At 38.2% G+C, this 11,456-nt stretch carries 12 protein-coding genes; 2 read left to right on the plus strand and 10 right to left on the minus strand.

Annotated features, from left to right (window positions below; genetic code table 11):
• Nucleotides 1–34: 34 nt before the first annotated feature.
• The 3 genes from I5435_RS22500 to adh all read right to left on the minus strand — a co-directional run bounded on the left by I5435_RS22500 (nt 35) and on the right by adh (nt 3,233).
• Nucleotides 35–1,003 (minus strand): DUF4003 family protein, encoded by a 969-nt coding sequence (locus I5435_RS22500; RefSeq protein ID WP_337983007.1) that lies wholly within the window; start codon nt 1,001–1,003, stop codon nt 35–37.
• A gap of 325 nt (nt 1,004–1,328) precedes the next feature.
• Nucleotides 1,329–1,691 (minus strand): DUF779 domain-containing protein, encoded by a 363-nt coding sequence (locus I5435_RS22505; protein ID WP_024364411.1) that lies wholly within the window; start codon nt 1,689–1,691, stop codon nt 1,329–1,331.
• Between the two features lie 21 nt (nt 1,692–1,712).
• Nucleotides 1,713–3,233 carry an aldehyde dehydrogenase gene (adh, locus tag I5435_RS22510; RefSeq protein WP_024364412.1) on the minus strand — a complete coding sequence of 507 codons (1,521 nt, stop codon included), beginning with the start codon at nt 3,231–3,233 and terminating at the stop codon, nt 1,713–1,715.
• Nucleotides 3,234–3,475: 242 nt separating this feature from the next.
• On the opposite strand from adh, the gene rluF reads away from it, so the two are divergent.
• Together rluF and I5435_RS22520 are read left to right on the plus strand one after the other, a co-directional pair.
• Nucleotides 3,476–4,177, plus strand: coding sequence for a 23S rRNA pseudouridine(2604) synthase RluF (gene rluF / locus I5435_RS22515; protein WP_069514256.1), 702 nt, complete (start codon nt 3,476–3,478; stop codon nt 4,175–4,177).
• A gap of 22 nt (nt 4,178–4,199) precedes the next feature.
• Complete coding sequence (locus I5435_RS22520) at nt 4,200–4,919, plus strand: DUF6904 family protein (RefSeq protein ID WP_025220855.1); 720 nt, start codon at nt 4,200–4,202, stop codon at nt 4,917–4,919.
• A gap of 373 nt (nt 4,920–5,292) precedes the next feature.
• On the opposite strand, the gene I5435_RS22525 is transcribed toward I5435_RS22520, so the two are convergent.
• From I5435_RS22525 to I5435_RS22555, 7 genes are all read right to left on the minus strand, one after another.
• Entirely contained in the window at nt 5,293–5,790 is a 498-nt protein-coding gene (locus tag I5435_RS22525) for a cupin domain-containing protein (protein ID WP_258842818.1), read from the minus strand.
• Between the two features lie 124 nt (nt 5,791–5,914).
• Nucleotides 5,915–6,622 (minus strand): ABC transporter ATP-binding protein, encoded by a 708-nt coding sequence (locus tag I5435_RS22530; RefSeq protein ID WP_024364416.1) that lies wholly within the window; start codon nt 6,620–6,622, stop codon nt 5,915–5,917.
• A complete protein-coding gene (locus I5435_RS22535; protein WP_024364417.1) occupies nt 6,622–7,401 on the minus strand; it encodes an ABC transporter ATP-binding protein in 780 nt (259 codons plus the stop codon). The genes I5435_RS22530 and I5435_RS22535 overlap by 1 nt, the downstream gene beginning before the upstream one ends.
• Nucleotides 7,401–8,336 carry a branched-chain amino acid ABC transporter permease gene (locus tag I5435_RS22540; protein ID WP_024364418.1) on the minus strand — a complete coding sequence of 312 codons (936 nt, stop codon included), beginning with the start codon at nt 8,334–8,336 and terminating at the stop codon, nt 7,401–7,403. The genes I5435_RS22535 and I5435_RS22540 overlap by 1 nt, the downstream gene beginning before the upstream one ends.
• Before the next feature lie 13 nt (nt 8,337–8,349).
• Nucleotides 8,350–9,225 carry a branched-chain amino acid ABC transporter permease gene (locus I5435_RS22545; RefSeq protein ID WP_337983008.1) on the minus strand — a complete coding sequence of 292 codons (876 nt, stop codon included), beginning with the start codon at nt 9,223–9,225 and terminating at the stop codon, nt 8,350–8,352.
• A 206-nt stretch (nt 9,226–9,431) separates the two neighbouring features.
• On the minus strand, nt 9,432–10,652 hold the full coding sequence (locus I5435_RS22550) for an ABC transporter substrate-binding protein (RefSeq protein ID WP_024364420.1): 1,221 nt from the start codon (nt 10,650–10,652) through the stop codon (nt 9,432–9,434).
• Between the two features lie 317 nt (nt 10,653–10,969).
• Nucleotides 10,970–11,398: a hypothetical protein gene (locus I5435_RS22555; RefSeq protein WP_024364421.1), complete on the minus strand. Its 429-nt coding sequence runs from the start codon at nt 11,396–11,398 to the stop codon at nt 10,970–10,972.
• Nucleotides 11,399–11,456 lie beyond the last annotated feature (58 nt).

Raw genomic sequence — 11,456 nt, forward strand, 5'->3', positions numbered from 1 at the left:
TACACCTCCGAATATTCTGTTCCTCTTTAGTTTATCATGAAGTGCTGGAATTTGACGCTACTGCTGCTGCGGTCATGGCGGATATCATCGCCGCCTGTTGTGCCTGAATTAGTAATTCAATAGATGACATAATTGCCATAGATAATGATTGTTGCACTTTAGCCATATCATAAATAGCCATTTGAACCGCCATAAACAACACAAATTCTTGATGCCACTTCAATAATTTCATTCCCTTTAAATCATGATACAAATCAATAATTTGCTGTAGCTGTCCTGAATTTAATTGAAAAATCGCTAAAAAACCTAGTAATGGATAATGTATATACTTTACTTTGACACCTTGCTTCTTTAAATTATCGCGAATTGTCGCAACAGTAGATATAAGGTCACTGTCATATTGAGCAGATAAGAAGGTTAAAATTTGGGATAACCATTGTAGTTCATTTCCCACACTAAATTGATACGTGCGTAATTCCTTATAATAACGATTCATTGTTTCTGCGCGTAAAACAACATCGTCATTCGGGCTACTTAATAGCACAGTATATGGGATATCATCAAAGGAAGTGAGAAAGCGGTGATGTTTGCGAATAGCTTCATATAAAGCTCTTGCCGTCTGTGCATGCACCCTCTTCTCATTTTCATTTTGTGTTAAAAATTGAGCACCAATAAAACTAAAGTTTCCTCTTTTAAAGTGAGCTTCTTTTAATATTTTTTCATTATTTAATAACGTCTTTACCGCCTCTTCGGTATTGTCTTGCTCCATCATATTGGCTGCAATGCTGTACCCTATTGATGTACGCAATGGCGACATCCACGATGTTTGACTCTTCATTTCTTCTATAGTAGCTTTAAACTTTTCTGTATCAAACATTTTCCCTGCTGCAACATATGTGCTGGCAATAGCTAAGATAATTTTGCGATCAACTGCCCTTCCTGCAACCTTCGATACAGCCTCTACCGTTTGTGTAAATTGGTTTTCAATTATAACAATATCCATCTTCCGCACACTCCTTTTCACTATTTACGTAATATTCTGTTGTAAAGATTCAATCATTTTGTAACAAAAAACATAAAAAGTAAACTTAAATTAATGTAAGAATTAGGTATTATATGGTTAAATAACGATAATACACGATGAATGGGGGGCTTTATTATGATTGAAAGAACCATAAAAAAATACTTATTCACTCAAACTTTACAACACCGAATACAGCTTTATTTATTATTGCGAAATTCCACAACTAACGTAAGTCTACATACTCTTTTCCAAAAAAATTAGCATAAAAAAACAGCGACAAAAATGCTTTTGCCGCTGTCCCTAACTATTCGATTAAACCTAGCTCTTTTAACTCTTCTGTCGAAAAAGCTCTAGACCTTGTTAAAAACCGCTTACCTTCTACGCCTTCAAGAGAGAACATACCGCCTCTGCCGTCAACTACGTCTAAAATAATTTGTGTATGCTTCCAATAATCATATTGGTTTTTGTGCATATAAAATGGTGTGCCCCCTACCTTACCTAAACATATATCCTGCTCACCTAATATTAAGTCACCGTCAGGATAACACATCGGAGAGGAGCCATCGCAGCATCCCCCTGATTGATGAAACATAACCGGTCCATGCTTTTCCTTCAATAATTCGATTAGTGCCAGCGCTTCTTCTGTTGCTAAAACACGTTCAACCACGCGTTAGCACCTCCTTACTAATTAGAAGAAACCAAGTTTGTTTTCGTTATAGCTTACTAATAAGTTTTTCGTTTGTTGATAATGCGATAGCATCATCTTATGTGTCTCACGACCGATTCCTGACATTTTATAGCCACCGAACGCTGCATGTGCAGGATATGCATGGTAGCAGTTTGTCCAAACACGCCCCGCTTGAATACCACGTCCAAAACGATAAGCTGTATTCATATCACGTGTCCAAATGCCCGAACCTAATCCATACAATGTATCATTGGCAATTTCCAATGCCTCTTCTTTTGTTTTAAATGTTGTCACTGCAACAACTGGGCCAAAAATTTCTTCTTGGAAGATACGCATCTTATTGTGCCCTTTGAAGACAGTTGGTTTAACGTAGTAGCCATTTTCAAAGCCTGCCCCTACATTATTTTTCTCGCCTCCAATTAGACATTGTGCACCTTCTTGTTTACCAATATCTAAGTAAGACAGAATTTTTTCCATTTGCTCACTTGAAGCCTGTGCACCCATCATTGTATTTGGATCTAACGGATTCCCAACTTGAATCGCTTCAACACGTTGTAATACACGCTCCATGAACTTGTCATAAATCGATTCTTGAATTAATGCGCGTGAAGGGCATGTACAAACTTCACCTTGGTTCAGGGCAAACAATACAAAGCCCTCTACCGCTTTATCTAAAAAGGCATCATCTTCATCCATAATATCTTCGAAGAAAATATTTGGAGACTTTCCGCCCAATTCTAACGTAACTGGAATAAGGTTTTGAGAAGCATATTGCATAATTAAACGACCTGTTGTCGTTTCACCTGTAAAGGCAATTTTGCCAATACGAGGGTTAGATGCAAGTGGTTTTCCTGCTTCTAAACCGAATCCGTTCACCACGTTTAGTACGCCTGGTGGCAATAAATCACCAATCAACTCTACTAATACCATAATAGATACTGGTGTTTGCTCTGCTGGCTTTAACACAACACAGTTGCCAGCAGCAAGGGCAGGAGCTAGTTTCCATACAGCCATTAATATTGGGAAGTTCCAAGGAATGATTTGACCCACTACCCCAATTGGCTCATGGAAATGGTAAGCAACCGTATCATTATCAATTTGACTTAGTGCGCCTTCTTGTGCACGTAATGCACCAGCAAAATAACGGAAATGATCAATGGCTAAAGGGATATCTGCATTTAACGTTTCCCGTACTGCCTTACCGTTATCCCATGTTTCGGCAACAGCTAACTTTTCTAAGTTTTGTTCAATACGGTCCGCAATTTTAAGTAAAATGTTAGCACGCTCTGTAGCGGATGTTTGTCCCCATGCATCTTTTGCGGCATGTGCTGCATCAAGTGCAAGTTCAATATCCTCAGCAGAGGAACGCGCTGCTTGTGTAAAAACTTGTCCAGTAACAGGAGTGACATTATCGAAGTATTGACCTTTCACTGGGGGTGTCCATTCTCCACCAATGTAATTATCGTATCTTTCTTTGAATTGAACTACCGATCCTTCAGTGTTTGGAAATGCATAAACCATTTTACTTCTCCCCTTTACACAAAATAATAGAAAATATCTAGAAAAATCGTAATTATATATCGAAATAACGATATTTTCATAGAAACCTTCTTACCCACTATATTGTCAGAAATGCATGATTATTTCAACTTTTTAAATTAAAATTTTGTAATATTTATTTTTAGTAGAAAAGCTTCTAGAATTCACGCTATAAACAACGATAGGGTATACTTAAGCTACGATAAAATGTTTAGGAGAACTATATGAGAATTAACAAATATTTAAGTGAAGCGGGCATCGTGTCTCGTCGTGGTGCTGATAAATGGGTCGAAGAAGGTAAAGTAACAATCAATGGCGTACTTGCTACTGTGGGCAGCCAAGTAGAAGCGGGCGATATTGTTTGTGTGGATGGCAAAGAGGTAAAAAAAGAAGAGCAACTAGTTTATATTGCCTTAAACAAACCAGTTGGTATTACAAGTACAACAGAGCGTCATATCAAAGGAAATGTCGTTGATTTTATCAATCATCCTCTACGCATTTTCCATATTGGTCGACTGGATAAGGAATCTGAAGGATTATTATTAATGACCAATGATGGCGATATTGTAAATAAAATTCTACGTGCAGAAAACCACCATGAAAAAGAATACATCGTACAAGTTGATAAGCCGATAACAGAACAATTTATTAAAAAGATGGCTGCTGGCGTTGATATTTTAGATACAACGACATTACCTTGCTACGTTGAAAAAATTTCAGATAAAGTGTTTAAAATTATTTTAGAGCAAGGCTTAAATCGCCAAATACGCCGTATGTGTTCAGCATTAGGGTATTCCGTTAAACGATTACAGCGCATACGCATTATGAATATTAAGCTTGGCAATTTAAAGGTTGGTCAATGGCGCGATTTAACTGATAAAGAGCGAGCAGAATTATTTAAACTACTTCATTACACAGTAAAATAAAGCAATTGGGAGGATTGGAAAGATGCTTTCTATTCAAAGTACTGAACAACTTACGGGTGTACGAATAAGCGGTGACTTTTGGGATTTAGATGCCCTTATTCAAGCGATTTATCAAGTAACTGGAGATGAAAACAAATACTATGATTACCAAGGTGCGCGACTTCGCATTCTTGGTATTTGCCGTAATCTCCATCAAGCAATGCAAGGTGAGCATCAGCTTGAATTTGTCAGTAATGGACTGAACAAAAGTATACTTTCTCGACATGAAACGATTTTTCCAACTAAAAATGTCTACTACGGGACAGAGGTACTGTGGCCGGAGCTTCTTTTTACAGCGATTGCTTTAAATGATTTCATTCGCTTACATCAGGAATTGATTGATTCTTCCGATTGGAATGGTGATGTGGCAACGATTCGTAAATTCCAAGCAGCGGTTGCTGACTGTCTGGAGCAAGAGCTTACGGAAGATGAATTTTTAGTATTTTTAAGGATGATTCATTCTAAGAGCCCTTTAACCTTCCGCTATGCTACGCAGTATGTAGATGTACTAAATTTAGAATACATAGATTTAAATACGCAAACACGCAAAGCGCATTTAGCCTCCTTTGCACTTCGTTTAATGTTAGAGGATGAGGAATACGTTGCACTTAAATCGCAATTAATCGAAGTTGCCAGTACGACAAAAAAAGCACTACATGAAATTCCAATCAATGCAAGTTACCCTGAAGAAATTTTATGGTAATCTAGGACAAAAGAGAAAAGGTGTTAGATTGATGGCAGTCAATCTAACACCTTTTTTGCTCACCGTTGTTGTTGGCTTCGACGGTACTTTCCGCGGTCACACACGTAAGCCGCAACCCTCGCTAACGCGCGGAATGCAAGCGTCTTACGATGTGTGCTGCCGCAGGAGTCACCTCCTCCGCTACCAACAACTAGTGAACCCTTCTAATGTTTTATTTATTGCAAAAGCAAGAATAGATAAGTTCTTCATAAAGCAAAAATGTATGAACACCTTTCCTCTGTTCCTTAAATTTTTTTAGTTATGTCCCAGCCACTAATTACTGTGCAGTAGCTTTCTGCGGTGTACCTAGTGCTCTTTGCTAAACTCTTTGTGACTATTTAATCGTCTCGTAAGCCATTTTACGAATAACCGCTTCATGTTGCGGATAATCAGCTAAAAGCTCATCTTGTGTAAATAGCTCAAAGTCCTCAAAATCAAAACCTGGTGCTACCATGCAGCCTACTAAACTAAATGTATTGGCATCCTCAACAGACGAACCGAAAATCGTATTTTTCGGCACCGCCACCTGTGGCACCTCACCCGCTTCTATATTTAAACCTAATTTTTTCGCCTCATATGTACCATCAGGGAAAATCATATGAACCGTTAATGGGCTACCTGCATGATAATACCAAAGCTCATCTGACTTTAACCGATGTAAATGAGAGATATCTTGCGAACGTAATAAAAAATAAATGCTTGTATAAATCGGTCGTTCTACATCTCTTACAGCTATTTCCTCTGTCGATTTAAACGTAGAAATATAGTATCCGCCCTCAGGATGTTGTGCCAATGCTAATTTTTCTATAAAATATTGTGCTGAATAGTGCATGCTAACCTCACTCCTTTTTCTCACCTTACCAAAAAAGAAAGGTTTCGCGCTACTTCCATCTATTATCGTCGTTCTACAACATGAAAAAGGGTATCTCGAATCAATTCCGAGACACCCCTTCCGATTACATACCACCTAAATATGCCGCTTTTACTTGTTCACTTTCTTGTAGCTCTTTCGCTGTACCTGATAATACAATGCGTCCTGTTTCAAGTACATATGCGCGGTCAGCTACCGATAATGCCATATTGGCATTCTGCTCTACCAGCAATACCGTTGTACCTTCTTTATTCACTTGTTCAATAATATTGAAGATATTTTTTACCATAAGTGGTGCAAGCCCCATTGAAGGCTCATCCATTAACAACAACTTTGGTTTTGCCATTAATGCACGACCCATCGCCAACATTTGTTGCTCACCACCAGATAATGTGCCAGATTGCTGTTTACGACGCTCCAGTAGACGCGGGAATAACTCAAAGACATGATCCATATCTTTCTTTATGCCAGCCTTATCGTTACGCAAGTATGCGCCAAGCTCAAGGTTTTCCTCTACTGACATATTAGCGAATACACGGCGACCTTCAGGCACGTGTGAAATACCTGATTTTACAATGGTTTGTGCAGCCTTACCTGCAATCGAGAAACCCTCATATTCAAGGATGCCCCCTTTAGGTTTTAATAAGCCTGACAAGGTTTTTAACAATGTACTTTTACCAGCACCATTGGCACCGATTAATGTGACAATTTCCCCTTCGTTAACTTCTAAAGAGACGCCTTTCAATGCTTGAATATTTCCATAGAATACATCAATATTTTGTACTTTTAGCATTAGCTGATAACCTCCTCACCAAGGTACGCTTCAATGACCTTTGGATTGTTGCGAATTTCTTCTGGTGTCCCATCAGCGATTAATTGCCCGTGGTCGAGGACGTAAATTCGTTCACATATCCCCATTACTAAGCTCATATCGTGCTCAATTAGTAGAATCGTTAATCCAAACTCTTTACGGATAAACGCAATTAGTTCCATTAAGTCGTGTGTTTCTTGTGGATTCATCCCTGCCGCTGGTTCATCGAGTAACAATAGCTTTGGATTTGCCGCTAATGCACGTGCAATCTCCAGACGACGCTGCATACCATACGGAAGGTTTTTGGCTAACTCATTCTTATAAATATCTAAACCAAATATTTTTAAGAATTCCGTTGATTGCTGTTCCATTGCCGCTTCACCTTTAAAGTGACTTGGCAAACGGAAAATAGATGACCACATAGAGTGTTTTGCTAAAGAATGGTTCGCTACTTTTACATTATCTAATACAGATAGTTCTTTAAAGAGACGAATATTTTGGAACGTACGGCTAATACCTTTTTGCGTTACTTGATAGGGTGCAAGGCCATTTAACTTTAATCCGTTAAATGTAATCGTTCCTTCAGTCGGCGTATACACACCTGTTAGCATATTAAAACTTGTTGTTTTACCTGCACCATTTGGCCCGATAAGCCCTACTAATTCACCTTGATTTAGGTACATATTAACGCCCTGTACCGCCTTTAAACCACCGAATTGAATACCCATGTTCTCTACTTTGATAAGAAGGTTTCCAGTCATTATTTTGTACCTCCTTTTTTACCAAACTTAAATAAGTGCGTAATTTCCTTTGTCCCCATTAAACCGGTTGGACGGTATAGCATAACAATGATTAATACTAAGCTGTAAATAATCATTCGTGTTTCTGGGAAGTTCGCTAAGTATGTTGAAATCAACGTTAAAAATACTGCTGCAATAACAGAACCTGACAGACTTCCTAAGCCTCCAAGCACAACGTAAATTAATATATCAAATGATTTTAAGAAACCGAACGTAGTCGGTTGAATAATGTAGAAGTTATGTGCAAAAATAGCCCCTGCAAGACCGGCAAAGAAAGAGCCAATCGCGAATGCTACAACTTTATAGTAAGTTGTATTAATACCCATGGCATCCGCAGCGATTTCATCTTCTCGAATCGAAATACAAGCACGTCCATGGCGAGAATTTGTAAAGTTAGAAATAACTAAAATCGTCAATACCACTCCTACGAATGCATATGTCCAATTCGATAAATATTTCACTTGCATCCCCGCTGCCCCACCGACGTAATCCGTATTTAAAAAGACAATACGAATAATCTCAGCAAAGCCAAGTGTTGCAATTGCTAAATAATCTCCTTTTAAACGTAGCGTTGGAATACCTACGATTAATCCAGCTACTGCTGCTGCAAGCGCCCCTAGGAAAATAGCTAATGGGAACGGCAGCATTAGCTTTGTTGTAATAATAGCTGAAATATAAGCACCAACTGCAAGGAAACCGGCATGTCCAATAGAGAATTGCCCCGTAACCCCGATAACGATGTGCAAGCTGACAGCTAGCATGATGTTAATGCACATGGTGATTAACATATTTTTATAGTACAAGTCAATTACTTCTGTTGTAATTAGTGCCTGAACAACCACATAGATGACTAGCGCTAATACTGCATAGCCCCAGAAAACTTTAGACTTCTTCATCATTACCGCTCACCTACACTTTCTCGCGGGCGTTTTTACCGAAGATACCCGATGGTCTGAAAATCAAGATTAAAATTAAAATGACAAATGCTACTGCATCGCGCCATAAAGAGAATCCAAGTGCACTTACAAATGATTCCACGACACCTAGTAGCATACCGCCAACCATTGCCCCTGGAATAATACCAATACCACCAAGAACCGCGGCGATGAACGCTTTAACCCCTGGAATAACACCCATTAACGGGTCAATTTTCGTATAATACACACCGAAGATTACACCCGCAGCTCCAGCTAATGCCGAACCTATAGCAAATGTTGCTGAAATGGTATTATCTACATTAATTCCCATTAGGCGTGCCGCATCTGCATCATGTGAAACTGCGCGCATTGCCTTGCCAATTTTTGTTTTATGTACGATGAATTGTAAAAGAATCATCAGTACGATAGAGACAGATAAAATTAAAATAGATGTACTACTAATTTGAACCCCGAAGACATCAAATGTTGTATTTTTAATGACTTCAGGATATGCTGCAGGCTGTGCCCCTCTGAAGAAAATTGTCGTATATTCGATTAATAGCGACACCCCGATTGCTGTAATTAAAGCAGCAATACGCGTCGCATTTCGTAACCGTTTATATGCTATACGTTCTATTAACACACCAAAAATTGCGCAAACTGCCATCGCTAATAATAATGCTGGTAAGAAGCCCAGCTCCCATTTAGCAATTGCGTAAAAGCCAATAAATGCCCCAATCATGAAAACATCACCGTGGGCGAAGTTAATGAGCTTAATAATACCGTATACCATCGTATACCCTAACGCTATTAACGCGTAGATACTACCTAGTGAAATACCATTCACAAGCTGTTGTATCCATTCCATGAGCGTTCACTCCTTTATTATTTTTTAAAAGCATGCAAAAATGGGACCTATTTCTACATAGTGAAAGTGAATGCAGAAAAACTCGTGTCCCTCATAAAAAGTATTTCCGATTCCTTATGCTAGAATCTATGCTTTTTTTATTAGTCTAGTTGTCTATGAAAAAATAAAAGAGAAGGCAGGTTGCCCGCCTCCCCCTTGCTTAAAAATTAAGGATTTACTTTAGAGTTGAACACTTGTTTACCGTCTTTAAATTCAAGAACTGTTGCTGTTTTAATTGGGTTATGGTTTTCGTCAACTGAGAAAGTACCTGTTACTAAAGAAAGATCCTTTGTTTCAGCTAATGCCTTTTTAATTGCTTCACCGTCAGTAGACCCTGCACGTTTAATTGCATCTGCAATGTAATAAACCGTATCATAGCCAAGTGCGTTAAATGCATCTGGTGCTTTATCGCCATTGGCAGCTTTAAATGCTTTTACAAAGTCTTGAATTTTTTGATCTGGGTCTTCTGCAGAATAGTGGTTTGTGATGTACGTATTATTCAGTGCATCTGCGCCCGCTAACTCAACTAAAGTTGGAGAATCCCAACCATCTGCTCCCATAAGTGGCACTGTAATGCCCATTTCACGCGCTTGTTTAACAATTAGACCCACTTCTTCATAATATCCAGGGATAAAGATGAAGTCAGGATTTGATGATTTGATGTTTGTTAATTGCGTACGGAAATCTGTATCTTTCGCAACATAAGCTTCTTCTTTCACAACTTTTCCGCCATTTTCAGCAATCGTATCTTTAAATGACTTTGCTAATCCTTTTGCATAGTCAGAAGCGTTATCAGCAAAAATGGCTACGTTTTTCGCTTTCAGCTCACCCGTTGCAAAGTTTGCTGCGACAATCCCTTGGAATGGGTCAATAAAGCATGTACGGAACGCATATTCATTAACGCTACCGTCATCATTTACTGTTACGTTTGGTGCTGTAGCAGCTGCACCAACTAAAGGAATTTTGTTATCATTCGCAATTTGAACTGTTGCAATGGTGTTACCAGAAGTTGCTGGAGACATCATCGCTACTACTTTATCTTGCGTCGCTAGTTTAATAGCAGCTGCTGTTGCCTCTGAGTTTTCTGATTTGTTATCTACTTTAATAAGCTCAATCTTCTTGCCATCAATACCGCCTGCATCGTTAATTTCTTTAACAGCTAACTCTGCACCTAATCCGATTGAAGAACCGTAAGAAGCTACGTTACCTGAAAGCTCCAAGTTTGCACCGATTTTAATTGTATCGCCATCTTTTGAGCCGCCTGATGATGAGCCGCCTCCCGAACTTGTATCACTATCTCCAGCACCGCAACCTGCCAGTACGCCTGCAAGAAGTGAAGAAGCGACTAGAAGTGAACCGAACTTTTTAAGCTTGTTGTTCTCTTTCATAATTTAATTCCCCCTGAAAATTCTCAAATGTTAGATATTTCTGATAATTATAAACAATCTACGGCTAATCCTCAATAGCAAAAATAATTATTTATAACTATCTAATTTTGAAGCTAGATAATATTCAATTAAGCCTTTTACATTGTAAAACATTCTTTATATTTAGTCTAGAGTGATTTTTCAGTATAATTAGTTATTTGTGAATTATCTATCAATTATTGGTATAAATTAGCAGAAACCTCTTATCCTATTTTTTTCGACGTTAGAAAAATAATGTCCATTTTGCAAAAATTGCTTTCCTTTTATAGTTTAACTGCTTATCTTTTTTTCAAAAGAACCCCTACCAATACTCCATACAAAATATGGCCTGCAAGCCACCAACTAAATGCGTAGAAATCTGTAAAGTTAGGTGTTCGTGTTGAGAAGGTTGTTGTAGGAAACAACATACATCCTATAATCATTTGAAGTACGATACTATTTCTGATTAACGTACCATTATTCCACTTATACTTATTACGAAGGGTATATAATATGGCTGTTATGAACCACGAAATCACGAGATGAAAGGAAAATTCAATCACCTCTGGAAATCGATAATTTTTTAAAATCGGTATATAATCGACATTTAATAGTAATGTATAAACGCGGCTTCCTGTTAGATTTTCAACAACTTTAAAGAAAATACCAAATAAGCAACCCGCAACTAAGGATGCTATCATTACTTGACGATTGAATAGTGTTTTCATAATGTCCTCCTTGCTTTAATCCAACGACTTATTGTACTAACGTATATTTTTAAACTAT

It is taken from the genome of Lysinibacillus sp. C5.1 (genome assembly GCF_016350185.1).
In the GTDB taxonomy this organism is placed as follows: Bacteria; Bacillota; Bacilli; order Bacillales_A; family Planococcaceae; genus Lysinibacillus; species Lysinibacillus sphaericus.